The 23,165-nt window shown below is 42.3% G+C and carries 29 protein-coding genes; 6 read left to right on the forward strand and 23 right to left on the reverse strand.

Annotated features, from left to right (window positions below):
• Positions 1-5: 5 nt before the first annotated feature.
• The 7 genes from sufD to J0X14_RS01150 form a co-directional block, all read right to left on the reverse strand.
• Positions 6-1,322, reverse strand: coding sequence for a Fe-S cluster assembly protein SufD (gene sufD, locus J0X14_RS01120; RefSeq protein ID WP_207095924.1), 1,317 nt, complete (start codon positions 1,320-1,322; stop codon positions 6-8).
• Positions 1,323-1,396: 74 nt separating this feature from the next.
• The gene (gene sufC / locus J0X14_RS01125) at positions 1,397-2,149 is read right to left on the reverse strand and encodes a Fe-S cluster assembly ATPase SufC (RefSeq protein WP_207095925.1); all 753 of its coding nucleotides are present in this window, start codon (positions 2,147-2,149) and stop codon (positions 1,397-1,399) included.
• Positions 2,150-2,180: 31 nt separating this feature from the next.
• Positions 2,181-2,450 (reverse strand): hypothetical protein, encoded by a 270-nt coding sequence (locus tag J0X14_RS01130; protein WP_207095926.1) that lies wholly within the window; start codon positions 2,448-2,450, stop codon positions 2,181-2,183.
• 12 nt (positions 2,451-2,462) lie between these two features.
• Positions 2,463-3,908: a Fe-S cluster assembly protein SufB gene (gene sufB / locus J0X14_RS01135; RefSeq protein WP_207095927.1), complete on the reverse strand. Its 1,446-nt coding sequence runs from the start codon at positions 3,906-3,908 to the stop codon at positions 2,463-2,465.
• A gap of 44 nt (positions 3,909-3,952) precedes the next feature.
• On the reverse strand, positions 3,953-4,282 hold the full coding sequence (locus tag J0X14_RS01140) for a HesB/IscA family protein (RefSeq protein ID WP_207095928.1): 330 nt from the start codon (positions 4,280-4,282) through the stop codon (positions 3,953-3,955).
• 117 nt (positions 4,283-4,399) lie between these two features.
• Complete coding sequence (locus J0X14_RS01145) at positions 4,400-5,743, reverse strand: hypothetical protein (protein ID WP_207095929.1); 1,344 nt, start codon at positions 5,741-5,743, stop codon at positions 4,400-4,402.
• A gap of 3 nt (positions 5,744-5,746) precedes the next feature.
• Positions 5,747-7,012 (reverse strand): choice-of-anchor B family protein, encoded by a 1,266-nt coding sequence (locus J0X14_RS01150; RefSeq protein ID WP_207095930.1) that lies wholly within the window; start codon positions 7,010-7,012, stop codon positions 5,747-5,749.
• A 69-nt stretch (positions 7,013-7,081) separates the two neighbouring features.
• On the opposite strand from J0X14_RS01150, the gene thiL reads away from it, so the two are divergent.
• The gene (thiL, locus tag J0X14_RS01155) at positions 7,082-8,128 is read left to right on the forward strand and encodes a thiamine-phosphate kinase (protein ID WP_207095931.1); all 1,047 of its coding nucleotides are present in this window, start codon (positions 7,082-7,084) and stop codon (positions 8,126-8,128) included.
• A 122-nt stretch (positions 8,129-8,250) separates the two neighbouring features.
• On the opposite strand, the gene J0X14_RS01160 is transcribed toward thiL, so the two are convergent.
• Positions 8,251-8,505: a hypothetical protein gene (locus J0X14_RS01160; protein ID WP_207095932.1), complete on the reverse strand. Its 255-nt coding sequence runs from the start codon at positions 8,503-8,505 to the stop codon at positions 8,251-8,253.
• A gap of 264 nt (positions 8,506-8,769) precedes the next feature.
• Here J0X14_RS01160 and brnQ point away from each other — a divergent pair, with 264 nt between their 5' ends.
• Positions 8,770-10,056 (forward strand): branched-chain amino acid transport system II carrier protein, encoded by a 1,287-nt coding sequence (brnQ, locus tag J0X14_RS01165; RefSeq protein ID WP_207095933.1) that lies wholly within the window; start codon positions 8,770-8,772, stop codon positions 10,054-10,056.
• A 153-nt stretch (positions 10,057-10,209) separates the two neighbouring features.
• Here the strand turns inward: brnQ and J0X14_RS01170 are convergent, their stop codons facing one another.
• The 13 genes from J0X14_RS01170 to J0X14_RS01230 all read right to left on the reverse strand — a co-directional run bounded on the left by J0X14_RS01170 (position 10,210) and on the right by J0X14_RS01230 (position 18,076).
• On the reverse strand, positions 10,210-10,698 hold the full coding sequence (locus J0X14_RS01170) for a phosphoribosylaminoimidazolesuccinocarboxamide synthase (RefSeq protein ID WP_207095934.1): 489 nt from the start codon (positions 10,696-10,698) through the stop codon (positions 10,210-10,212).
• 284 nt (positions 10,699-10,982) lie between these two features.
• Positions 10,983-11,318 (reverse strand): hypothetical protein, encoded by a 336-nt coding sequence (locus J0X14_RS01175; protein ID WP_207095935.1) that lies wholly within the window; start codon positions 11,316-11,318, stop codon positions 10,983-10,985.
• Positions 11,319-11,331: 13 nt separating this feature from the next.
• Positions 11,332-12,258 carry a ketopantoate reductase family protein gene (locus tag J0X14_RS01180; RefSeq protein ID WP_207095936.1) on the reverse strand — a complete coding sequence of 309 codons (927 nt, stop codon included), beginning with the start codon at positions 12,256-12,258 and terminating at the stop codon, positions 11,332-11,334.
• A gap of 37 nt (positions 12,259-12,295) precedes the next feature.
• Positions 12,296-12,883: a prephenate dehydratase domain-containing protein gene (locus J0X14_RS01185; protein WP_207095937.1), complete on the reverse strand. Its 588-nt coding sequence runs from the start codon at positions 12,881-12,883 to the stop codon at positions 12,296-12,298.
• Between the two features lie 27 nt (positions 12,884-12,910).
• The gene (locus tag J0X14_RS01190) at positions 12,911-13,852 is read right to left on the reverse strand and encodes a proline dehydrogenase family protein (protein WP_207095938.1); all 942 of its coding nucleotides are present in this window, start codon (positions 13,850-13,852) and stop codon (positions 12,911-12,913) included.
• 2 nt (positions 13,853-13,854) lie between these two features.
• The gene (locus tag J0X14_RS01195) at positions 13,855-14,112 is read right to left on the reverse strand and encodes a CBU_0592 family membrane protein (RefSeq protein WP_207095939.1); all 258 of its coding nucleotides are present in this window, start codon (positions 14,110-14,112) and stop codon (positions 13,855-13,857) included.
• A gap of 42 nt (positions 14,113-14,154) precedes the next feature.
• A complete protein-coding gene (locus tag J0X14_RS01200; protein ID WP_207095940.1) occupies positions 14,155-14,457 on the reverse strand; it encodes an ArsR/SmtB family transcription factor in 303 nt (100 codons plus the stop codon).
• A gap of 76 nt (positions 14,458-14,533) precedes the next feature.
• Positions 14,534-14,704, reverse strand: coding sequence for a hypothetical protein (locus tag J0X14_RS01205; protein ID WP_207095941.1), 171 nt, complete (start codon positions 14,702-14,704; stop codon positions 14,534-14,536).
• 87 nt (positions 14,705-14,791) lie between these two features.
• The gene (locus J0X14_RS01210; RefSeq protein ID WP_207095942.1) at positions 14,792-15,163 is read right to left on the reverse strand and encodes a nuclear transport factor 2 family protein; all 372 of its coding nucleotides are present in this window, start codon (positions 15,161-15,163) and stop codon (positions 14,792-14,794) included.
• Between the two features lie 8 nt (positions 15,164-15,171).
• Positions 15,172-15,915, reverse strand: a complete 744-nt coding sequence (locus J0X14_RS01215; RefSeq protein WP_207095943.1) for an SDR family NAD(P)-dependent oxidoreductase — start codon at positions 15,913-15,915, stop codon at positions 15,172-15,174.
• On the reverse strand, positions 15,912-16,115 hold the full coding sequence (locus tag J0X14_RS01220) for a tautomerase family protein (RefSeq protein ID WP_207095944.1): 204 nt from the start codon (positions 16,113-16,115) through the stop codon (positions 15,912-15,914). Before J0X14_RS01220 ends, J0X14_RS01215 begins: the two co-directional genes overlap by 4 nt.
• Positions 16,116-16,223: 108 nt before the next feature.
• The gene (locus J0X14_RS01225; RefSeq protein ID WP_207095945.1) at positions 16,224-16,784 is read right to left on the reverse strand and encodes a Crp/Fnr family transcriptional regulator; all 561 of its coding nucleotides are present in this window, start codon (positions 16,782-16,784) and stop codon (positions 16,224-16,226) included.
• Complete coding sequence (locus J0X14_RS01230; RefSeq protein ID WP_207095946.1) at positions 16,784-18,076, reverse strand: aminopeptidase P family protein; 1,293 nt, start codon at positions 18,074-18,076, stop codon at positions 16,784-16,786. The genes J0X14_RS01225 and J0X14_RS01230 overlap by 1 nt, the downstream gene beginning before the upstream one ends.
• Before the next feature lie 80 nt (positions 18,077-18,156).
• On the opposite strand from J0X14_RS01230, the gene J0X14_RS01235 reads away from it, so the two are divergent.
• The 3 genes from J0X14_RS01235 (at position 18,157) to J0X14_RS01245 (ending at position 20,460) form a co-directional block, all read left to right on the forward strand.
• Positions 18,157-18,546, forward strand: coding sequence for a DUF2721 domain-containing protein (locus J0X14_RS01235; protein ID WP_207095947.1), 390 nt, complete (start codon positions 18,157-18,159; stop codon positions 18,544-18,546).
• Positions 18,547-18,699: 153 nt separating this feature from the next.
• Positions 18,700-19,878: a DUF1624 domain-containing protein gene (locus tag J0X14_RS01240; protein ID WP_207095948.1), complete on the forward strand. Its 1,179-nt coding sequence runs from the start codon at positions 18,700-18,702 to the stop codon at positions 19,876-19,878.
• 138 nt (positions 19,879-20,016) lie between these two features.
• Positions 20,017-20,460, forward strand: coding sequence for a hypothetical protein (locus tag J0X14_RS01245; RefSeq protein ID WP_207095949.1), 444 nt, complete (start codon positions 20,017-20,019; stop codon positions 20,458-20,460).
• On the opposite strand, the gene J0X14_RS01250 is transcribed toward J0X14_RS01245, so the two are convergent.
• The gene (locus J0X14_RS01250) at positions 20,440-21,402 is read right to left on the reverse strand and encodes a succinylglutamate desuccinylase/aspartoacylase family protein (RefSeq protein WP_207095950.1); all 963 of its coding nucleotides are present in this window, start codon (positions 21,400-21,402) and stop codon (positions 20,440-20,442) included. The genes J0X14_RS01245 and J0X14_RS01250 overlap by 21 nt on opposite strands.
• A complete protein-coding gene (locus tag J0X14_RS01255) occupies positions 21,380-22,336 on the reverse strand; it encodes a RimK family alpha-L-glutamate ligase (protein ID WP_242527882.1) in 957 nt (318 codons plus the stop codon). Before J0X14_RS01255 ends, J0X14_RS01250 begins: the two co-directional genes overlap by 23 nt.
• Before the next feature lie 160 nt (positions 22,337-22,496).
• Here J0X14_RS01255 and J0X14_RS01260 point away from each other — a divergent pair, with 160 nt between their 5' ends.
• Positions 22,497-23,165, forward strand: a complete 669-nt coding sequence (locus J0X14_RS01260; protein ID WP_207095951.1) for a succinate dehydrogenase cytochrome b subunit — start codon at positions 22,497-22,499, stop codon at positions 23,163-23,165.

Consider the following 23,165-nt stretch of genomic DNA (forward strand, 5'->3'; position numbering starts at 1 on the left):
ACTGATTAAAGCTCAAATCCAACACGAACGCCAAGCTTGTTGGCAATAATCTTGTTGATCCGAACCTTCAACTCAGGAATTCGAACGCTTTCCAACACGTTGTTGGCAAAAGCATACATCAACAAAGCTGTGGCCTCTTTTTTGGGAATTCCCCTTGATCTTAGGTAGAACAAAGCTTCTTCGTCCAACTGGCCAATGGTACATCCGTGGGAGCATTTTACGTCGTCCGCAAAAATCTCCAATTGGGGTTTTGAGTTGATGGTGGCCTTGTCACTAATCAAAATGTTGTTATTCTGCTGAAAGGCATCCGTTTTTTGTGCAATCTTGTCTACAACGATTTTCCCATTGAAGACGCCAGTAGAGCGTTCCCCAAAAATTCCTTTATAGTCCTGATGGCTCTCGCAGTTGGGTTGCGCATGGTGCACCAACGTATGGTGGTCCACATGCTGCTTTTCACCCAAAATGGTAACACCTTTTAGGGTAGAATCAATGCGTTCCCCATCTTGATAGAAGTTCAGGTTGTTACGGGTCAATTTTCCACCAAAGGAAAAGGTATGCACTCGAACCACACTGCTATCTTTCTGGGAAATGTAAGTGTTGTCCACCAACGAAGCGCTGTCATTGTCATTCTGTACTTTGTAGTAATCCACAATGGCATCCTTGCCTGCAAAAATTTCAGTCACCGAATTAGTGAACACTTCATTGTCCGTTAGACTTTGATGACGCTCTATAATCTGCACTTCGGCATTTTGCTCTGCAACAATCAAGTTACGTGGCTGAAGCATCAAAGCTGCCTCATTGCCCGTGGCCAAATGCAGGATTTGGATGGGCTTTTTAGGCATTTTATTCTTTGGGATGTAGATATAGGCACCTTCCCTACAAAAAGCGGTGTTCAAGGTAGTCAATGACTCATCTTTAGAAGCCGCTTTGTTGAAATACACATCGATTACCGGACGGAACATCGGCTTGCTGAAAGCGGAGCTCATCAGGCAAACATCCACCCCATCATGGGTGGTTTCCGAGAGGTACGAACTGTAGACCCCATCTACAAAAACAATCTTGTAGGTGTCTATCTCGTGCAAAAAGTATTTCTTAATATCCTTGTAATCCAAAGTGTTTTCCTGCTTCGGAAAAATACTAAAGTCCACCTTTTGCAAGCTGTTCAGTGAGGTATATTTCCAAGCTTCTTCCTTTTTGGAAGGAAATCCCTTTTCCTCAAAGTTCTTGATGGCCTCCGAGCGAACTTCATGGACAGGGTGTTCCAAGTCCAAGGTGTTTTCAAAAGCCAAAAAAGATGAGAGCAATTTATCTTTTAAATCCATTTCTTATTCAGTTCTCAGTTCTCAGTTCTCAGTTCTCAGTACTCCGAAATCTGATGTCTGAAATCATATCTCTTTTAAACCGTCGCTTCCTGCTTCAACCAGTCGTATCCTTTTTCCTCCAATTCCAAAGCAAGTTCCTTGGTGCCGGATTTCACGATTTTACCATCATGCAATACGTGCACGTAATCTGGAACGATGTATTCCAACAAACGCTGGTAGTGGGTAATCACAATTATCGCATTGTCCTTGCTACGCAACTTGTTCACCCCATTGGCCACAATACGCAAGGCGTCAATATCCAATCCAGAATCGGTTTCATCCAAAATGGCCAATTTGGGTTCCATCATGGCCATTTGGAAGATTTCGTTTCGCTTTTTCTCCCCACCAGAGAATCCTTCATTCAAGGAACGGGACAAAAACTTGCGGTCGATTTCCAACAATTGGGATTTCTCACGAATCAATTTCAACATTTCATTGGCGGGCATATCTTCCATGCCACGCGCCTTTCTGGATTCGTTAATCGCCGTTTTGATAAAGTTGGTCACCGTTACTCCTGGGATTTCCACGGGATACTGGAACGATAAAAAGATGCCCTGATGCGCTCTTTCCTCTGGTGACAATTCTTCCAAATCCTCACCTTCCAGGGAAATGTTTCCTTTTTTGATCTCGAATTCCTCTTTTCCAGCAATCACGGAAGCCAACGTACTCTTTCCGGAACCGTTGGGTCCCATGATGGCGTGTACCTCTCCGGCATTTACCTCAAGGTTGATGCCCTTCAGGATTTTTTTATCGTCTATACTGGCGTGTAAATTTTTGATTTCTAACATCTGTTCTTCTTCAAATTGTGTTTTGACAATCTTATTTAATTGATTTTACTTTAGAGTAACCATCATAAAGCGATAGTCTATCCTCATAAATATCTCCATTTTCAAACTTAATGATTGTTCTTTGGGCAATGATTTCACCTTCATAGAAAAAGCTTTCAGTTTTCCAATAACCATTTTTAATTGTTCTAAAAATGTCGTTCCCCTTCTTGACCTTAATTTCTCCTGTGGTTTCGGTAGTTGTCTTTGTAACTATTCCTTTATCTGCTAAAGAATTAAGTTTCAGATAATCTTTATCCTCCATTATCACCGTGTTTTATCCGACAGAACCTTCAAGGCTGATTTCCAATAATTTTTGGGCTTCCACAGCAAACTCCATGGGAAGCTTGTTCAACACTTCCTTGCTAAAACCATTCACAATCAAGGCGATGGCTTTTTCGGTATCGATACCCCGTTGGTTACAGTAAAAAATTTGGTCCTCACCTATTTTACTGGTGGTAGCCTCATGTTCTATTTGAGCCGTTTTATTTTTTACCTCTATGTATGGAAAAGTGTGTGCCCCGCATTCATTTCCCATCAACAAAGAATCGCACTGTGAAAAGTTCCGTGCATTTTCCGCTCTACTATTCACTTGCACCAATCCACGATAACTGTTTTGGGATTTACCCGCAGAAATACCTTTGGAAATGATGGTACTTCGGGTGTTTTTGCCCAAGTGAATCATCTTGGTACCCGTATCAGCTTGTTGAAAATTATTGGTTACGGCGATGGAATAAAATTCTCCGATGGAGTTGTCCCCTTTCAAAATACAAGAAGGGTATTTCCAAGTGACGGCCGAGCCCGTTTCCACCTGTGTCCAAGAAATTTTTGCGTTCTTTTCGCAAAGACCACGCTTGGTCACAAAGTTGAACACCCCTCCTTTGCCCTCCTTATTGCCAGGGAACCAGTTCTGTACGGTGGAATATTTTATTTCAGCATTATCCAAAGCGATGAGTTCCACCACGGCGGCATGCAATTGGTTTTCATCGCGCGTAGGTGCGGTGCAGCCTTCCAAATAGCTTACGTAGCTACCTTCCTCCGCAATGACCAAGGTTCGTTCAAACTGTCCTGTTCCCGCCTGATTGATTCGGAAATAGGTGGATAATTCCATGGGACATCTCACCCCTTTTGGAATATAGCAGAAAGACCCATCCGAAAATACGGCTGAATTCAGCGCTGCATAAAAATTATCTTTTTGGGGAACTACTGAACCAATGTATTTTTTTACCAACTCTGGATGCTCTTGAATGGCTTCTGAAATGGAACAGAAAATAATCCCTTTTTCAGCCAAGGTCTTTTTGAAGGTTGTGGCCACTGAAACGGAATCCATCACAATGTCTACGGCAACCCCTGCCAATTTCTTTTGCTCATCCACAGAGATGCCCAATTTTTTGAAGGTGTCCAGCAATTCTGGGTCTACTTCATCCAAACTGTTGTATTTGGGTTTTTTGTTAGGTGCGGAGTAATAGGAAATATCCTGAAAATCGGGCTTCTTATACTTCACGTTGGCCCATTCTGGTTCTTCCATTTGCTGCCAAGCCCGAAACGCCTCCAAACGCCATTCCGTCATCCACTCCGGCTCTTCCTTCTTTTTGGAGATGGCAATAACGATGTCCTCGTTCAGTCCTTTGGGCAGGGTGTCCGATTCTATATCTGTGTAGAAACCATATTCGTATTCTTTGGTTTCAAGTTCTTTTTTTAATTCTTCTTCTGTATACGCCATGTTCTGTCAATAAGTCAATTGGCAATGACCAATTATCAATTCATTTATAAAGAAAAACTCTCCCCACAACCGCAAGTGCGTTGCGCATTGGGATTGTTAAAGACAAAGCCTTTTCCGTTCAATCCTCCTGAATATTCCAATGTAGTGCCCACGAGGTATAAAAAGCTCTTTTTATCTACGATGATGCGCACGGCATTATCTTCAAAAACCTTATCTGAATCAGCAGCTGTTTTATCAAATTTCAATTCATAGGACAAACCGCTGCACCCTCCACTTTTTACACCTACACGCACAAAATCGGTGCTGGCATCAAAACCCTCCTCGGTCATGAGCGACACCACTTTCTGCTTAGCTGTTTCTGAAACTTTAATCATCTTAACTGGATTTGTTCTAAATAGCCCACAAATATACTGTATCTGTAGGGTTTTACCATGAATCCTAACATTATAATAACGAATATGTTCATAGGGGTTTTCTATGGAACAAAACGGCTATTTGAGTTTAATGACCACGAGGTCGGTCATTCCTTTGGGGTCAATGCTTGAAAAGTCGCTGCTAGCCGCTTCTCCGACCAATACAATACTGCCATCTGTGTTATAAACAACATCAAAACCAAAGTCCAAACCAGAGCCCCCGAAGGTTTTTTGATAGGTTAAATTTCCTTCGCTATCCGTTTTGATAAACCACAGGTCATTCTCACCTTGATTCTCATTGGCATCACCATCCGTGCTTTTGGAATTTCCAGCAATTACAAAACCTCCATCTGGGGAGACATCCAGTCCTTTGGCATCATCAAATTTGGTTCCTCCAAAGGTTTTTTCCCATAACAAATTTCCATCGTCATCAATTTTAATGAGCCACACATCAGACTCACCGTGATTTCTGGAAATATCGGTGTCGGTGCTGAAGGTGTGTCCCAAAACAGCATAAGCGCCATCCGGAGTTTTTTTGATGTCATACGAAACCTCAATCCCCGTTCCGCCAAAAGATTTTTCCCATATCATTCCCCCATTGGCATCAACCTTGACCACCCAAAAATCATAACTGCCCTTAGTGTTTGAAATATCAAAATCATCACTTTCCGAAAAGCCGCCCATTACAAATCCGCCATCATCTGCCTGTACCACCGCATGGGCACGATCGTTGTTGGTTCCGCCAAAATAACGACGCCATTCCAGATTGCCATTCGCATCGAGTTTAGTGCCCCAAAATTCCCCCACTCCGTGTCTGGTGAGCGAGCTTATTCCTTTTCCAAAATTCCCTTCGCCGTTAGAAAGGGTGACATCCAAGAACCCGGCAAAAAAGAAACCACCATCCGAGGCCTGAACCACATCATAGGAATGATCATGTCCAGCAAATCCAAAGCTCTGTTCCCACAAAATATTGCCTGATGTATCCAGACGAAGAATCCAATTATCATGAAAACCTTCATTGTTGCTTCCATCTCCATCATCACTCATGGCATACCCCACTAAGGCATAGCCCCCATCTGTAGTTTGAATCACAGACTGTCCCAAATCCTCCTTGCTGCCACCATAGGTTTTATTCCATTCCATATTGCCATCGGTATCCAATTTTAGCAGCCAATAGTCACTAACAGGCATGATCTTATCTGAGATATCCCCATCTGTGCTGTTGGTGTACCCCAAAATGGCATAACCTCCATCCATAGTTTGAATCACAGACTGGCCAGCTTCCTCGCCAGAACCACCAAAACTTTTCACCCACTCCACTTCACCTAAAAATGGGTCTTCGATTTCTGGTGCTGGAGAAGTGTCGTCATTTGAACAAGACAAAAGGCAAATCAATAAAAAGACAGATATATATCTTCCCATAGCTTAGTTGGACTTTTGAATCACATACAATCCTGCTTCCGTATCGTTGACAATAATCTTGCCACTATCAAAATAGGGATAGACACTCCAAACCCCATCAAATCCCGGAATGTTGTTGGAAGGATGGGTGTCAAAAAATCCGGTTTCGGTAATTGTTTCTGAATCAATGCCGGATATGTCCAAAACCCGTATCCCTGCGGAATAATTGGCCAAGAAAAATTCATCTCCTTTTACATAGCCATTATGGTCGGTTGCCGAGGTTGGTCCTGTATATGTAGTATGCAACATAGGATTGTCCAAATCGGTCATGTCGAAAATCAGGGTTCTGGAATCAAAACCAAAATTGATTTCATCGGTTTCATCCCCCAAAATGTAATAGCGGTGATCATCGGTAAACCACCCCTGATGGGTATATCCCCGATTGGAGTAGCCCAGTGTCCCTATTTCTGTAGGGTTGGTTTTGTCGGTTATATCGGCAATGGCGATCTGTGTTTCATTGGCTCCGATAAAAATTTCCCGTCCTGTGTAATCCGTATCAGGACCGTTATAGGTAATTACCTGGGCATCATGGGTATACCCGTTTGCGCCATAGCCTCCAACCCTAATAGGGCTGGTTGGATTTTGAATATTGATAAAATGCACCCCACCATTAAAATCGTCGTTTCGGGCCGTTCCCACGGGATAGGCAAAACCCATTTCTTCATTGATTACAATGTTATGTGCATTTCCAATTCCAGTGTATCGGGCATCGGCCACAAAGAGTTCTGGTGGATTGGCAACATCCCGAAGTTTCTTTAAATCGAAAACTTGCATGCCGTGATTTGTGGCCTCGGACACTATAAAAGCGTGGTCATTATAGATTTTGATGTCCCGCCAAATACTGGATTCGGTAGCTGTGGGGAGTTTCCCCAAATAGACAGGATTCTCGGTATCGGTAATGTCCACAAAGGCAGTACCATTATCCAAACCTACCAAGGCATATTCGTTGCCTGTGGAAGGGTCTGTCCAGCCCCAAATATCGTTTGCGGCATTTGCGTTGAACGCATCGAGACGCATCTGAAAAAGTAAATCATATCCTTGGCAGGGATAAACCGTGGCCACTCCAGCTTCGCATGGGGTAAATCCTATAAAAACTGCTCCATCCCCAATATCTGGGCCCTCATTTTCCATTCCCGACCCACCACCTTCGGGATCATTAGGACTGTCATCACTTGAACATCCCGCTAAAAACAAAATAGCAAAAAGGGGCAATAACACTTTTATTCCCATGGCATAGCAATTTTACGTTTGTTTTCTTTTAAAGATACAATTTAAAATTATCCTGTTTACTTTTGCCCAATGCTAGAAGACAAGAATCCACAACGTACCTCTTTGGAAGAATTGGGAGAGTTTGGCCTGATTGAACACCTCACTCAAAACTTTGAACTGCACCAACCTTCCTCTAAAATGGGCATTGGTGATGATGCCGCCGTTTTGGATTTTGACAGCAAAAAAACCATTGTCTCTACTGACATGTTGGTGGAAGGGGTCCATTTTGACCTCAGCTATACCCCATTGAAACACTTGGGCTATAAATCGGTCATGGTGAACCTATCCGATATCTATGCCATGAACGCCATGGCGACTCAGGTGACGGTTTCCATAGCGGTTTCCAACCGTTTTCCATTGGAAGCCTTGGAAGAATTTTATGCTGGAGTGGCCGCAGCCTGCAAACGTTACCATATAGATTTGGTTGGGGGCGACACCACTTCTTCCAACAAAGGTATGCTCATTAGCGTAACGGCTTTGGGAATCGCCGATGAGGATGAAATCGTTTACCGCGATGGCGCTAAAACCAACGATCTTTTAGTGGTAACCGGAGATTTGGGCGGTGCCTATTTGGGACTGCAGGTCTTGGAGCGTGAAAAAGAAGTCTTTAAGGTAAATCCAGAAAATCAACCTGATTTGGAACCCTACTCTTATATCGTGGAACGTCAACTAAAGCCCGAAGCCCGCAAGGATATTGTGGAACTCTTGAAAAAGTTGGAGGTAAAACCCACTTCCATGATAGACATCAGTGATGGGCTATCTTCAGAAATTCTACACTTGTGCAAGCGTAGTAATGTGGGTTGTAATTTGTTTGAGGATAAAATTCCATTAGACCCCACGGTCATTTCCACTTCCGAAGAATTTCAAATGGACAGCACCATGATCGCTTTGGGTGGGGGTGAGGACTACGAATTGTTGTTCACCATTGATCAAGCGGATTTCCCAAAAATCAAAGCCAATCCCAATTTGACTGTGATTGGTCACATGACGCAGAAAAGTGAGGGAGCGCATCTTATTACCCGAGCCGAAACCAAGATACCCCTTACGGCCCAAGGTTGGAATTCCTTTAACGGATAAACACAAAAAATCCCGAAACTCAAGGGTATCCACTTCATGGTCTTGGGGCACGCGACCTGTATAGCAGTAGGTACTTACTTAAGTTCGGGATAAACCGTGAAACTTCGTAAAGGAGTAAAAGGTTACGCTACGCGCTGTACCAATTTGGTCCTTCTTTTTCTGTACATGTCTTCCAATGTGTTGTTGATTTCCTGCATCTGGGGGGTCAATGCAGAAAGTTTACCACTAACATCTGTGGTAACTTCTTTTTGACAATGAATACACTTGTATTCCTTAATGTGCTGTGTTACTTTTTTGGAAACCGCATAATGGTGTCCAAATACGTTGCAGAAAAGAGAAGAGATTTTGTTGCCATGGTGGGTGGTAGAAGTTTTCATAAGCCGGTTGTGTTTGGGTAAGCATCCATGCGATTTGGGGATCGTTAAAAATGCCATTTTGTGTAATTAGTAATTTTCAGTTATACGTTTAGTTTTAGGTAAATGGTTTTCTTTTTCAACGAATGTTGATAACTTTTTATTTTGCTCAGATTTCTCCGATTACTTTTTTTCGATGAAATACACTATAATCGTCAAAAAGTCAGTTATTTTCGTTGAACTGCACTTTCGAAATATACTACATTGCCTGATAATTATCAACACCTTATGAACAAAAAAACGTTAACGATTACCACGTTTGCCCTTTTTTCCCTTTTTTTTGGTGCTGGCAACCTTATCCTTCCCCCTCTTTTGGGATTCAAATCGGGTGACGCATGGTGGTTGGTCACGTTGGGGTTTTGTCTATCTGCCGTATTGATTCCTTTATTGGGTATTTTGGCACACGCACGCTTGCAGGGCACCTTGTTCGATTTTGCAAAAAAAGTGTCGCCAACCTTCAGTATTATCTATTGCTATATCATCTATGCCATTGCCGTTGCACTGCCTTCTCCGCGGACGGCGTCGGTAACTCATGAAATGGCCATTCAACCTATCTGGGACTCCTCCTCCCTATTGACCAGTCTTATCTACTTTGCGTTGGTCTTCTTATTTGCCATTAACCGATCTAGGGTTTTGGATGTGGTGGGCAAGTTGCTCACACCAGGTATCCTGATTATTTTGCTGCTCATTGTGCTGACAGCCACGTTCACTTTGGATTTTGATTTTTCAGCTTCAACGATGCCCAATCCTTTTAGTGCCGGAATTTTGGAAGGGTACCAAACCTTTGATGCCATTGGTGCTGTGGTCGTAGGAGCGGTCATCATTATTTCCGTCAATATAAAGGACAAGGCGGCCAGCTATGAGGCCAAAAAAAGTCTTATTCGAAAGGCTGGGTTTTTGGCTGGACTTGGATTGCTCCTTGTTTATGCCGGACTTATTTTAACCGGGGCTTTATTCAGTGATGTTTTTGATGCCGATATTTCCCGAACCGCTCTTTTGAGTAGTATCAGCACCGAGACCTTGGGCAGCACGGCCACCTTATTTTTGAGTCTTCTGGTAAGTTTGGCGTGTTTTACCACCGCGGTGGGTATTGTTACGGGAACTTCAGATTTTATAAGAGGGCGGTTCAACGATTCCAGTTTGGCCTACAGGATTACCGCTTTAGTTGGATGTGTATTGGGGGTGCTTATTGGGCAGTTTAATGTAGGGTACATTATTGTGGTGGCCATCCCCGCACTCATGTTCATCTACCCCATTACCATTGTTTTGATTTTGTTGAACGTACTCCCTGAAAAATGGGCTTCGCAAACCGTCTTCCGTTGGGTGGTGGTGACCACCGTTGTATTTAGCATTCCTGAATTTCTTTTTTATGCTTTTGGACCGATGGATATTGGTTTCAATTCGGTTAGAAACATTTTGTGGTGGATGCCCCTGAACGAACATCATTTGGGGTGGGTGTTGCCGGCTCTAGTGGCTTTTGTGGTTGGGAATACGGTGAAGAAAAGAGTGGAGTGATTGGGGGATTTCACGTATCGGTTTGGCTATGGCTTGTGGCGATTTCGAAGAACTTTCCTGTCCACCGAAACCTAAGCTGGCTAAGGAGCGAAAACCTTGTTGGCAGTCGTTCACCCGCCATAAGCTATATGCTTTGTTGGCATTTCGTTTTTTTTATTTCAATAGTTCTTCTTCTCTCATTATTTCAACAGCCTTTTCTGTTTCATTCTGTCCGTCAGTCAACGAGCCTGGAAGCATAATCAATCGTTTTTTGATTTTTCCATTCTCATCTTCAAATTGCACTTCAAATCTCGAACGAGTCAGACCTTTAACAGCTTTTTTAAGTTTTACATCTTTAATTTTTTCTCGGTCGATAATTGGTGTCGCTGAATTATTTAGACTACTTACAATTCCGTAAATCAGATATAGTCCAACTAGTCCAAATAAAATTGGCTGTAAGGTCTGTCCGTTTTTATATGCTTCATAACCAAAATAGAACAGTCCAACTGTTATTGCTCCGTAAATTAGAAGGATTCTTGCAATGTTGTTTCCAACAGTCACTTTAGCCACATTTCCAATAACCCCGTCTCTTGTCAAGACAATTTTGTCAGGAAGGATGTGGCAAAATCCCCTCTTTGTTTTAAATGTCTTTACTGATTCCATTTCGTTTTTTCGAATGAAACACAACGTTCCAAGATATGATTCGTTTTTAAATGAATTATATCGACCGATACCTGCCTGCCGGCAGGAGTGAAGTTAGGATTTTATGGCTTAAAAATCCATAGGGAATTGACGTGTTATAATGTATGAGTTACAAAAACGCCTTGTTATTTGACCATACTATACAACTAAAATCCTCTGACCTAAAATGACATCAATTTTGATGTTCCAACAGATAAGCCTTCACCAACCCATGCCGTTCCCCTTTCTTTTGAATAGATATGAAGCTATTGTGCGAAAAAAGTTCGTGTCAATACAAGCACCAGACCAATCAAAAAAAGGGTGGTGAAAATAAGCTTGTTGTTCTTGGCCAACCAATTAGGAAGAAAGATGTCGAAATTATCCTTGTTGGAATCGGAGTACTTTCGGGCCAAGATGGTCAACGGACAGAACATTTTAAAAATCAAAAGCACCACTCCTTCAAGAATCACCAATCCAATGCCCGCCCATGTGCAGGTGTTGATTTTGCCCGTAATCCCAGAATACAATACGTAAAAAATTATACCCACAAAGAATACCCAAATAAGGGTATGTAGAAGTTTTATCCAAAACAACCTATCCATGGGCTCATCGGTTTTAAGACCTATTCTTACGATGCAATTCCGATTTCAATTTTACCAATTCTCCCAGCAATCGGGTCTCTTTTACCTTGTTGGATAGGTTCATGGCGTGTGCCATACGATAAATCTCAAAATTGAGGGTGTCAATCTCCGTTTCCCTTTTGTTGTTGATGTCCTGAAGGGTGGAAATGAGTTGCCCATCAGACATTCTGCTGATCATTAAGACCTGGTCTTCCAATTCGGAGGTGCCCAAATCGATTCCCTTTTTATTGGCAATCAAAGCGCATTCGGCAACGACTCGCTGCGCAATGGCCAAGACTTCTTTGTTCCTATGGAAAATCCCATTGTCAACTTCCAATAATGGGCAAATGGAATTGAACACGCAATTGGCAATGGCCTTTTTCCAGATGATACGTTGGATGTTTTTTTCGGCCATAAACCTAAAGTTGGGACTGTCCAATGCATTAACAATTTTTCCCAATGTGGTTTTTGTTTGCTTAATGACTCCAATTGGGGAAGGAGCCACGGGTTTGTAGCTTATGGTGCTCGGCCCACTATTCTGACTGGTCATAAAAAGGACACAGCGGAAAACCTCTGGGAAATCCTTTTCCAGAAAAGGCTGTTCCACACCCAGTCCATTCTGGAGAAGCACTAGAGGTGAATCTCCGATTTTTGATTCCAATTTCTCGGATAACACTTTATTCCCGAATGATTTGTTGGTCAACACCACTATACCTTCCAATTGGGAATGGGTGCCCAATGTGCTCACCGTGATTTCAGCGCGCAAGGTGGGACCATCCTTGAGTTCCACCGTGATTTTTTCTTTGTACGAAGTCCCGTCATCCAAATGACCACGGATCAACTCCACTGCTTTGCCCTCTTGGTATAGGGATACAGCGAGTGCTTTCCCTACCGCTCCAGCCCCAATGATAAAAATTTTCATAGTACTAAAGGTACTTAGAATAAGGCTAATATGATTTTTATATTTTGCTTACCAATAGAAAAGTGGACTCATTATCTGTATGATCTTCCAATCCAGTTTCCACCACCTTTAAATCATATACTTCGGCCAAAAGTTCATTACTGACAACGGCTACATTCTTGGATAATTCACCAGCTCCCAACTTTTCCGCGACTCTTGCCGGGTCCGTTAGCTCCCCTTCCCCAACCTTGAGTTTTAAATGGGAATATTTTTTTGATAGATTTAGTCGGCATTGTTTCATGACCTGAGGATGTGTAATTATGGTATCAACCTCTTCCATTTTTGCAGCCTTGCTGATCATTAACGCATGTGAAATCCTAATCTTATAGGTATCTAAAACAGTAAAGGTGTATTTGCCAATCTCGTTTAAACTTTCCCCATAGATTCCGCCTGTAGAATTGTACAGGGCAAACTGCCCTAGCTCAATTTTATTTTCATGGATTGCCTTTAACACATTAGCGGTGGTGTTCAGATATAAAATTTCATGTTGAGAAGTGTTTTTATCCTTTAAGTATGTGCGGACCGCAGTATCGTTAAAACTACCTCGCCCGCCCTGTATACCAATACGAATCTTTCTTTCTGACATTGATTCTTGTTCTTTATGGGTTCACCATCAAGCTAAAATATCATTCAATGCCCGGAACAGATACAGCGGATACTCCGCAATTCTATTGCATAAATAGAGGTACCATTCCTTACCATATACAAAGTATAATTTGGTTGGATAACCTTGCTCTTTTAAGCTCACTAATTGCTCTGTTTGGATGCCGTATAGACTTTCAAACTCGTAGCGGCTGTTGTCCGGGTTGTGCTGCTGAATCAATTTGATGGCTTCTTGCTGAATTTTGGAATGATGTGTGGCAATAGAGCATTTGTGATTTTGGGACAACAACTGATCCACATAATACAGGTATCTTTCATCCAATGCATCGCCTCTTGGAATGGAAAGGTGTTTTGGGGTTTCAAAAGCTCCTTTTACCATTCGAATTCTTCCATTTTCCTGGGTCAATTCTTTAAAATCATCCTGTGTTCTGTGCAAATAAGCCTGCAGGGTAATGGAAGCATTTTCATAAGTTTGGGCCGTTGTTTTATAGATGTCGATGATGGCATCAGTTACTTCAACCCCTTCAGCACTAATGGTAACTTCAATATTGTTTTTTTGAGCCTGCCCCACAATGGATTTTATATTGTTCAAACATAACTCATGTGATACGGCCAAGCCGATATGGGAAAGGTCCAGGGAAACTGTAGAATTGAGCTTTTGATTTTTGATTTCATCCACTATCCGAAGGAATTCATGGGTCGCCTCGTTGGCTTCTTCCACCGTGAGCGTGTTTTCGCCCATATACTCAATGGAACATTTAAACCCATTTCCGTTTTCAAGTTTCACTTTTTGAATGGTTTCATCAAGTGTTTCTCCTCCAATATAGCGGTCAGCCGCCTTTTTAAGGGTTTTATATAGTGTTTCATTGGATAAGATATATTCCTTTGCTTCGTGGTTCAATGCCGCTTTTCGTAATGCAGTCGCACCCATGCGTAATAATTCTTGTTCCATCTCTAGATTGCTTTGTGTTTGTTTTTAAGGATTGCGGTAATATGGATAAGCCCAATTAAAAGCCAAACGATATTGACCGAACTGGACGGGTAGGCTCCATAATAAATGGTGTTTGTCATTAACAATAGGCTTCCCAAAATGTTTAGGAGTTGGTATAGTAAGGTTTGGGCACTGATTCGGTTTTTGCTATTTAACCAATAGGCCGAAACAAGCATAATGGATCCTGCCCAACCCAATAGATCAATAATTAAATCTGTCATATTTAAATATATCGATTTGTAGTTTCAAATGAATAAAAAAAGTTATAGGTCGTTCTTCAATGTGTTAATATAGTTGCGTATTTCATTTTCGTTTCGTCTGTAATAGGTCCATTTGCCATGTCTGGTGGCAATCAATAAATCCACCCGGTGCATCATGGTCAAATAATGTGAAATAGTGGATTGCGACAAGCCTGTTTTATCTTGGATATGACAAACACATACCCCATCGCTAAAATCTGGGACATTTACCTGCGGCGGAAAGTTCTCCTCCGGTTTTTTGAGCCAGTTAAGAATATCTATTCGTACTTGGTTTGATAAAACTTTGTTTACTTCTAAAACATCCATGGTGCAAATGTAATACAACAAATCGAGATATATCGATTTAATTTATTAAAAACTTTAAATTGAAATCTAACAAACGTTATTCCGAGCCGCGCTTCTTTTTATTGTAATAATAAACGGCATAGGCAATACCTGCCAAAACCACAAAAGGGAGGTAGCTGCCAATAACCACCCCAATTTCATAGGCGCTGTCTGGGGCTTCTTCCATCTTCTTTTGGATGTCCGTTTGTTGAAGGATTGCGAAAAGCATGCTCAAAGGTACAATTTAAACGATTGAAGCGGTCCAGACATCCATCCAAACCGCTCCAATAACTAACACCAAATTCAAAATCAGAATCTAGTCAACATGGGTAAAAATCTTATTGACAATTTTCCACTCCCCAGCCATCTTGGCCAAAGACAGATAATCGTAATAATTATATCCTGAAAAAGGCACATGTAACTTGGCCATGGTCACTTTTCCCAAAATATCAATGCCAATAATGCTCATTTTGAATTCCTCTTCCATGGACTTTGGGCTTTGCCGGTTCTTGACACCTTCAATATAGGCTGCTTTGCTTTTTAAATAATCCTCTCCTTTGATGTCGCCATACAAATAGGTGTTTTCGTGAAAACACTTTTCCAGTTTTTCCCCATCTCCCTCAAAGATTCCTTCAAAATAGTTAGAAATCAATTCTTCTATTGCCTTTCTATTTTCTGTGTACATCATTTTCAATTTTAAATGGCGTGCCCCACAGTATGACCTCCGGCAACATTAATGGTCTCGCCTGTTATAAATTCTGCGGATGCCAAATAGTAGGCTGCTTCGGCTATCTCACGGGCCTCCCCAATTCGGTTTAAAAGGTGCAACCCGGCTAGGCTGTCGGCATCCTCCACTCCTATTTTCCCCTGCAATGGACTTCTAATAATGCCCGGAGCAATGGTATTCACCCGAATGTTCTGTTTACCAAATTCTGCGGCCAGTTGTCTGGTTAAGGCATGGATGGCACCTTTGCTCGTCAGGGGAGCGGTTGCTGGAAATCCATCAATGGCATGCTCCACCAAAACGGTTCCGATATTGATAATGGCTCCGCCGCCCTGTTCCAGCATGTGTGGAATGACTTCTTGTGAAGTGATGTAGGTTCCCAATAGGTTCACTTTCCAAAACCCTTCCAAATCAGCTTCATTGACATCCAAAAAAGGCTTAGGCGCAAAAATCCCGGCATTGTTGATTAACACATCAATGGAACCAAATTTTTCCAAGGCCATTTCAACCAATTTTTTTCCGGTTTCCCGTTTGCTGATATCGCCAACAACGTAGGTTGCATTGTCCGGTGATCCCAACGATTGGAATGTCATTTCCAAATTGGATGCATTGGAGGAATTCATGACCACATTACTGCCTCTTTCCAAAAAGTACTGGGCCGTTTCCCTTCCCAAACCTGTGGAGGCCCCTGTTATAATGACTGTCTTGTTTTTCATGCGCTTTGCTTTTTGGTTTCTGAATACTGTTTTCCATCATAACCCCAATTGTCAATGGGCACCTCATCAATTACAATATGGGTGGTCTTGGGATTTTTGTTGAGCACGTCCACCAATACTTGGGTGACGCCTTCAATCAATTTGCGTTTCTGGGTTGGGGTTACCTGTTCATCGGTAACCTTAATGTTTACGTAAGGCATTTTTGTCTATTTAAAATTACCCTACAAAGGTGCGATTGGGTCAATGCCAAAAGGAAGGACATTCATCACAGATTTGGTGTGATGTTTGTCACAAAAAATAAAGTCAATCTAGGATTGTAATCGGCTCAAGGTCTCTCGCGACACCCCTAAATAGGCTGCTATGAGTTTTTTGGGAACCCGTTGAAAGAGTTGCGGATATTGTTCCAGCAAAACATCGTACCGTTCCTTGGCCGAATTTTTTAGGAGGGAAAGAATCCTGTTTTGGAGGGCGATTCGTCCAAATTTGCTCTTTTTGGCCCAAAAGCGTTCCATCTTGTGCATTTGGGCCGTTAGTTTTTCCCTGTTTTCAAAAGTGATGAACAGCAATTCGCTATCCTCAATACAGTCTATGGATATTTTTGAAGGCGTGTGTTTAATGAAGGATTCGTAATCCGTGATCCACCAGTTTTCCATACCAAATTGTAGAATGTGCTCCTTCCCATCGTCATCCACTAAATAGCTTTTAAGGCATCCATCCAAAATCCAATATTCCTTATCCACCAAATCGCCCTCTTGGACAATGTATTGGTGTTTCCGTTTTTGGATGGGCTCAAAATAGCTCAAAACCATATCAAATTCCTCATCGGTCAGGGCGATCAGTTCTTCGATATGTTTTCGTAGCGGATGCATTAAACGTTCATCAACTCCTCGATCTCTTCAATCTCTATTGGGATGTTGCGCATCAAGTTAAAAGGTTCGCCACTCTCTTGAATGACGACATCATCCTCCAAACGAACACCCATGCCTTCATCAGGAATGTAAATTCCAGGTTCCACCGTAAAGACCATATTGGGTTTCATGGGGGTTTTTAATTCTCCGTAGTCGTGGGTATTCAATCCAATATGGTGACTGGTGCCGTGCATAAAATACTTTTTGTAAGCAGGCCAATCCGGGTTTTCATTTTGTACATCGGCTTTATCCAAAAGCCCCAATCCAATCAACTCTGAGGTCATGATTTTCCCCACTTCCTTATGAAATTCGGCCCAAATAACCCCGGGCACCAACATTTTTGTGGCTTCATTTTTTACCCGAAGCACAGCACTGTACACTTGTTTTTGTCGGTCGGTAAATCTTCCATTGACCGGTATGGTCCGGGTCATATCGCTGGAATAGTTGGCATACTCGGCTGCCAAATCCAGCAAGATGATATCCCCATCTTTTACTTGTTGGTTATTCTCCAAATAGTGGAGCACATTGGCGTTGTTTCCAGCCGCAATAATGGGTGCGTAGGCATATCCTTTGGAACGGTTTCGGACAAACTCGTGGACAAACTCTGCTTCAATTTCATATTCCCAAACCCCTGGTTTTACAAATTCCAGAATCCTACGGAATCCTTTTTCGGTAATATCGCATGCCGTTTGCATAATGGCAATTTCTTCGGGTTCCTTTATTCCACGAATTTGTTGCAAAATAGGATTGCTCTTGGCCCACTGATGTGCCGGATATTCCTTTTTGCATTTTTCAATAAATCGATCTTCACGGGTCTGGGTTTCCACTGCTTGGCGGTAATGCTCATTGGTGTTGAAGTAAATGGTGTCCGCTTCTGTCATCAAATCAAAAAAGATCTTGTCAAAATCGGTAAGCCAATACACGGTTTCTATGCCCGACACTTTTGTGGCTTGCTCCTTGGTAAGTTTGGCGCCTTCCCAAACAGCAATGTGGTCATTGGTCTCCCTAACGAACAATATTTCACGGTGCTTTTTATCCATGGCATCTGGAAACAATAACAGGATGGTTTCCTCTTGATCGGCACCACAGAGATAGAACAAATCCCTGCTCTGTTCAAACGGAAGGGTACTATCGGCACCTATGGGATAAATATCATTGGAATTGAACACGGCGATACTTTTTGGCTTCATTTGGGCCGTGAATTTTTTACGATTTTTTACAAATAGATTACTGTCTATGGGAGAATATTTCATATATATAATTTGATTTGCCAAATGTAGGTAATTGTGTTCCCCAAGACAAATTCATACCTTCCCTCTTCAAAGAAAAGTCCATGCAGCTCAACCTTAGTATTCCCGCACTTTTGTTCCCCGCCATTTCACTGACCATGTTGGCGTATAATGCCCGGTATTTGGCCATCGCCGCCCTTATTCGCCAGTTGCATAAGCAGTTCGAGGAGACTTCGGCACAACCCCTAAAGCAACAGATTCATCAGCTTCGAAAAAGGTTGGGCATCATTAAAAATATGCAGGCCACGGCCATCATCAGTTTTTTGTTGGCGGCCATTACCATGTTCCTTATTTATGTGGAAATGGACATTTGGGCCAATATCATTTTTGGAATCAGTTTGGTATTCCTGGTCATCTCTTTAGTCCTTTCCTTATTGGAGGTACAGCTTTCCACCAAGGCCTTGAGTATTCAACTCAAAAACATGGAAAAATGATTCCTCCCCAAGGAGCATTCCAACTCTCTTGAAATAAAGCAATTTTCGGGTCTTTTTCTTCGAGGGAATTTGTGTAATTTGCCTAGTATAAAGGATACGCTTTCAGGTAGTTGCCTAGTAAATCCTAATAGCAAACCATCAACACACCATATCATGCAAACCGACCGAAAAAAAAGAATTAAATCCATTGACATGCTTCGAGGAGTTGTCATGGTGATCATGGCCTTGGACCATGTGCGCGATTATTTTCATGCCGATGCTTATTTCTTTGATCCTTCTGATATCGCCCAAACCAATGTGCCGCTTTTCTGGACCCGTTTTGTAACGCATTTTTGTGCCCCGGTTTTTGTTTTTCTGGCTGGTACTTCCGCTTTTTTTGTAGGCCAGCGACAAGATAAAAAATCCTTGTCCATTTGGTTGTTGAAGCGAGGCCTTTGGTTGGTCGTGGCGGAGCTCACCATTATTAAGCTGGCCTGGATGTTCAAGTTGGATTATTCCACTATCCTTTTGCAGGTAATTTGGGTTTTGGGTATCAGTATGATTTTTTTGGCCGGATTTATACACCTCCCCAAAAAGTTCATGATTGCACTCAGCTTGGTGGTAATTTTTGGCCATAACCTATTAGATTCCATAGCTCCTACCGACGCAGTTGCTTCGGGCTTTTGGACCTTTTTGCACGTTTTCAATATTGTGAATATGGGCAGCATTCAAGTATTTGTGGGCTATCCCATCATTCCGTGGATCTTTGTAATGCCATTAGGCTATTATTTTGGGGAATTATACAAACCTTCTTATGATCCAAAACTCAGAATAAAGCGCTTATTCCAAATAGGGCTGGGATTGACCTTATTGTTTTTTGTCATTAGGACTATAAATGTGTATGGCGACCCTTACACTTGGGCCGAGCAAGACTCCCTTGGCATGACCATTGCCTCTTATTTTAACATTACCAAATATCCACCGTCCTTGCTTTACCTACTGATTACTTTAGGGCCTTCCATCCTCTTTTTGGCTTTTATGGAGAATGTGCAGAATCGCTGGACAGAGAAACTAGTTGTCATTGGTCGGGTTCCCATGTTTTTTTACATCATTCACATTTATGTTATCCATGCTTTGGCGGTTGTCGCTGCCCTTTCCACTGGTTTTGATTTTTCGGATATGGTAATCGATTTGTGGGTAACCTTGCAACCACAGCTACAGGGATACGGTTTTGATCTGTGGGTCGTATATCTCATTTGGGCTGTTTTGACAATTGCCTTATACCCCGTTTGCAGTTGGTACAATGCCTACAAAACAGCAAATAGACAAAAGTGGTGGTTGAGTTATCTCTAGATGGAATCCAGAACCCACTGGTAACTAGAAAACTGAAATTGCCAAAGCCAAAAAATTATCTTTTTGTTATGATTTCATACCCTTTCCAGATGCCAAGATTCCTTAATTTTACGGTGCTATGTTATCTGTACATTAACTATGAAAAAGACAGTTAGGGAAATTGATTTTTTTAGAAACATCCGAGAAATCAGGGAATGTGATTTCGGAGTGTTCTATTTTTTTGATGGACTGGTCATTTCCGAAATCAAGGAAGGGGTGGTCTTTAACTGGTCCATGGCCAAAAAAATTATTGGTATTGCCTATGAAATTCTTGGGGAGGACAAACCCATCGCCTATATTTCCAACCGAATAAACAACTATTCTGTGGTGCCCACGGATTGGTTGAAATTTTACAAAAACAGGCACGATCTCGAATTTTATTCTGTGGTGGCCTACAACAAGGGCGGACTGTCCAGCATTGTTCTGGAAAAAATGTTCTTTCGGGAAAACATTCGGCAATTCTCAGACCTTGAAACCGCCATTAAGTGGAGTATCGGAAAAATTAGCGATAAGGAATTTGGGCTAACGCCCTATGTGGAATAGTGCATCCCCTTGGTTTACCACAGCCTGGTGGTTCACGCAGATGATGTGTCCATTAAATGGGGCCTTTACTTTCTTGTTTTTCTTGGCATAAGTGTCCGTGATCAGCCCCAAAATTTGGCCTTTTTCCACAGTCTGCCCGTTCTTTATTTGAGGAATGAACATCCCTGCTCTGGATGCCCTAACCCAACGTGTAAACTCTAAATGGATGGAGGTTTTTTCCTTGTCCTGCCTAGTTCCTTTCGGAAGCATCCCGAATGTCTTGAACACATTTTGAACCCCTTGCATGGCCTTTTTAATGGCCTTTTCATCAAACCGCATGCTTTCTCCAGCCTCATAGACTATGGTTGGGATTCCCTTTTTAAAAGTGGCCTTCCGGAATGAGCCTGTTATCAATTTCGAAGCAAAATAAAAAGGGGCGTTGAATGCTTTTGCCAATTCTTCACTTTTCAAATCCCCAGAAGTATACCTTGCCTGTGGATGATTGTGCCGTTGACTCCCACCCGTGTGCAGGTCGATGCCAAAATCCACTTGGGACAAAACTTGTTCCATATAGGCATTTGCAATCCTACTGGCCAATGAGCCTGTCTTGCTGCCTGGAAAACTCCGGTTTACATCTTTCCCATCTGGGACATCCCTTGAAAAATGGATAAATCCAAAAATATTGACAATGGGAACCACTATTACCGCTCCATTTTTAACGGAGAAACGATTTTCTTGAAGCATCCGCCGAAGCGTTTCCACCCCATTGATCTCATCACCGTGCAAACCTGCTTGCACCAAAACCGTTGGCCCTGCTTTTTTGCCATTGAACACATGTACAGGAATATCGATCAAGGTGCCGGTGGGCAATCGGGCAATGTTCAACTGCACCAACTTACTTTCCCCTGGGGCAATGGTCTCGCCATTAATAATTAGAGTTTTATTTTCTTTTTCTTCGTCCATTTTTTTCCACAAATTGAATGATGTGCTTGGCCACATTAACATCAGTTGCTGCTTCAATTCCTTTCAAACCCGGTGATGCGTTTACCTCAATCAACAGTGGTCCTTTTTTGGAACGGATAAGGTCCACCCCAGCCACCCCAAGTCCTAAATATTTGGTGGCATTTATGGCGATGAATTTCTCTTTTGGCGTTAATTGAACATTTTCCGTTTCTGCCCCACGGTGCACATTGGATCTGAAATCATCAATATCGCTGGTGCGTTTCATGCTGGCCACCACTTTGTTACCCACCACAATAATCCGAAGATCTTCGCCATGGGCCTCTTCAATATACTCCTGTAAAAGAATACTGGTATTCATATTGTACAGGGTATCGATAATGGACTTTGCCGATTTTTTGCTCTCCGCCAACATAACCCCCTTGCCTTGAGTACCTTCTTGCAATTTTATGATGACCGGACCGCCTCCCAACAATTTTATCTGTTCCTCAACATTATGTGGGTTGATGGAAAACACGGTTTCGGGAATAGGGATTCCCTTTCTGGCCATGATTTGTAACGTCCGAACCTTGTTCCGGGCCCTAGTGATCCCCAATGACCTTGCCGTACTGAAGATGTTGTTCATCTCAAACTGCTTTACAATAGCAGCACCATGCCTGGTGACCGTTGTACCAATCCGGGGGATGATGGCATCAAACTCATCGGTAATGTCTTCCGTGTCCAAATAAATTTGGGGCTTATCCGACCCCAATTTTACGGAGCATTTGGTGTGGTTTATCATTTCAACATAATGACCCGCCTCTTGTGCTTCTTGGGCTATCCTTCTGGTGGAATGTACATTAAGGCTAACGGATAAAATGGCAATGTCCATGGCATTGGGTTGGTTAAAATCTTCTGTAATATCGGTCAAAAATCCTAAAATAGATTCCTTCCCCATTAATTTAGAAATGAATAGGCTCCGCAAATCAATGTAACAAAACCATTTCTTTGATCTAAGCTCACAACTGCTTAAAATCAGTCTAAATAACCTGCTTTACAATGTTGAAAGCTTGTTAAAAACTTAACCGTGCCGTAAATTTGTATTAAAACCAGCACTAATGAGTGGATTGATTAAATCTTCAATTGCCCGAAAAGTGGTAATGGCACTTTCGGGTCTTTTTTTGGTTGTTTTTCTCACACAACATTTTACCATTAATGTTACTTCTGTAATAGATCCCGAAACGTTTAACGCTTGGTCCCATTTTATGGGATACAACCCTTTGGTACAATTTGTTCTTCAACCCATTTTGATTGCAGGCGTAGTCATCCATTTTGTAATGGGTTTTGCGCTTGAGATTCAGAACAAAAAAGCTCGAGGCGGCAGTTATGTGAAGTACAAGGGCGGTGCCAATGCTCCTTGGGTCTCCCGAAATATGATTTATTCAGGATTGGTGGTGCTAGCTTTCTTGGTGTTGCACTTCTACGATTTCTGGGTGCATGAGATGGCCTACAAATACATTGAGGTTTCCCCGGAAGACCCCACACGCTACTACCACGAAACCGTTGAAAAGTTTGAACCGTTCTGGAGGACCATTCTTTACGTAGTGGCCTTTGTATTGCTGAGCCTTCACTTGTGGCATGGTTTTGCTTCCTCATTCCAGAGTATGGGATGGAACAACAAATACACTCCGGCCGTAAAGACGTTCACAAAACTATTTTCGGTGGTCATTCCTTTGGGCTTTGCATTCATCGCTCTATACCACCACCTTAACCCAATAACACAGTAA

This window comes from Allomuricauda sp. CAU 1633, from assembly GCF_017313225.1.
Taxonomy (GTDB): domain Bacteria; phylum Bacteroidota; class Bacteroidia; order Flavobacteriales; family Flavobacteriaceae; genus Flagellimonas.

Bases quoted from the DNA above. Each gene is read 5' to 3' on its own strand.
- J0X14_RS01180 (WP_207095936.1), bottom strand. From the start codon at position 12,258: ATGAAAATTTTTATCATTGGGGCTGGAGCGGTAGGGAAAGCACTCGCT.
- sufB (WP_207095927.1), bottom strand. From the start codon at position 3,908: ATGGCGTATACAGAAGAAGAATTAAAAAAAGAACTTGAAACCAAAGAA.
- J0X14_RS01260 (WP_207095951.1), top strand. From the start codon at position 22,497: ATGAGTGGATTGATTAAATCTTCAATTGCCCGAAAAGTGGTAATGGCA.
- J0X14_RS01160 (WP_207095932.1), bottom strand. From the start codon at position 8,505: ATGAAAACTTCTACCACCCACCATGGCAACAAAATCTCTTCTCTTTTC.
- sufD (WP_207095924.1), bottom strand. From the start codon at position 1,322: ATGGATTTAAAAGATAAATTGCTCTCATCTTTTTTGGCTTTTGAAAAC.
- J0X14_RS01175 (WP_207095935.1), bottom strand. From the start codon at position 11,318: ATGGATAGGTTGTTTTGGATAAAACTTCTACATACCCTTATTTGGGTA.
- J0X14_RS01190 (WP_207095938.1), bottom strand. From the start codon at position 13,852: ATGGAACAAGAATTATTACGCATGGGTGCGACTGCATTACGAAAAGCG.
- J0X14_RS01150 (WP_207095930.1), bottom strand. From the start codon at position 7,012: ATGGGAATAAAAGTGTTATTGCCCCTTTTTGCTATTTTGTTTTTAGCG.
- J0X14_RS01235 (WP_207095947.1), top strand. From the start codon at position 18,157: ATGCAGCTCAACCTTAGTATTCCCGCACTTTTGTTCCCCGCCATTTCA.
- J0X14_RS01215 (WP_207095943.1), bottom strand. From the start codon at position 15,915: ATGAAAAACAAGACAGTCATTATAACAGGGGCCTCCACAGGTTTGGGA.
- J0X14_RS01240 (WP_207095948.1), top strand. From the start codon at position 18,700: ATGCAAACCGACCGAAAAAAAAGAATTAAATCCATTGACATGCTTCGA.
- J0X14_RS01245 (WP_207095949.1), top strand. From the start codon at position 20,017: ATGAAAAAGACAGTTAGGGAAATTGATTTTTTTAGAAACATCCGAGAA.
- J0X14_RS01225 (WP_207095945.1), bottom strand. From the start codon at position 16,784: ATGCATCCGCTACGAAAACATATCGAAGAACTGATCGCCCTGACCGAT.
- brnQ (WP_207095933.1), top strand. From the start codon at position 8,770: ATGAACAAAAAAACGTTAACGATTACCACGTTTGCCCTTTTTTCCCTT.
- J0X14_RS01185 (WP_207095937.1), bottom strand. From the start codon at position 12,883: ATGTCAGAAAGAAAGATTCGTATTGGTATACAGGGCGGGCGAGGTAGT.
- J0X14_RS01250 (WP_207095950.1), bottom strand. From the start codon at position 21,402: ATGGACGAAGAAAAAGAAAATAAAACTCTAATTATTAATGGCGAGACC.
- J0X14_RS01255 (WP_242527882.1), bottom strand. From the start codon at position 22,336: ATGGGGAAGGAATCTATTTTAGGATTTTTGACCGATATTACAGAAGAT.
- J0X14_RS01195 (WP_207095939.1), bottom strand. From the start codon at position 14,112: ATGACAGATTTAATTATTGATCTATTGGGTTGGGCAGGATCCATTATG.
- J0X14_RS01145 (WP_207095929.1), bottom strand. From the start codon at position 5,743: ATGGGAAGATATATATCTGTCTTTTTATTGATTTGCCTTTTGTCTTGT.
- J0X14_RS01140 (WP_207095928.1), bottom strand. From the start codon at position 4,282: ATGATTAAAGTTTCAGAAACAGCTAAGCAGAAAGTGGTGTCGCTCATG.
- J0X14_RS01205 (WP_207095941.1), bottom strand. From the start codon at position 14,704: ATGCTTTTCGCAATCCTTCAACAAACGGACATCCAAAAGAAGATGGAA.
- thiL (WP_207095931.1), top strand. From the start codon at position 7,082: ATGCTAGAAGACAAGAATCCACAACGTACCTCTTTGGAAGAATTGGGA.
- J0X14_RS01170 (WP_207095934.1), bottom strand. From the start codon at position 10,698: ATGGAATCAGTAAAGACATTTAAAACAAAGAGGGGATTTTGCCACATC.
- J0X14_RS01220 (WP_207095944.1), bottom strand. From the start codon at position 16,115: ATGCCTTACGTAAACATTAAGGTTACCGATGAACAGGTAACCCCAACC.
- J0X14_RS01210 (WP_207095942.1), bottom strand. From the start codon at position 15,163: ATGATGTACACAGAAAATAGAAAGGCAATAGAAGAATTGATTTCTAAC.
- J0X14_RS01200 (WP_207095940.1), bottom strand. From the start codon at position 14,457: ATGGATGTTTTAGAAGTAAACAAAGTTTTATCAAACCAAGTACGAATA.
- sufC (WP_207095925.1), bottom strand. From the start codon at position 2,149: ATGTTAGAAATCAAAAATTTACACGCCAGTATAGACGATAAAAAAATC.
- J0X14_RS01230 (WP_207095946.1), bottom strand. From the start codon at position 18,076: ATGAAATATTCTCCCATAGACAGTAATCTATTTGTAAAAAATCGTAAA.
- J0X14_RS01130 (WP_207095926.1), bottom strand. From the start codon at position 2,450: ATGGAGGATAAAGATTATCTGAAACTTAATTCTTTAGCAGATAAAGGA.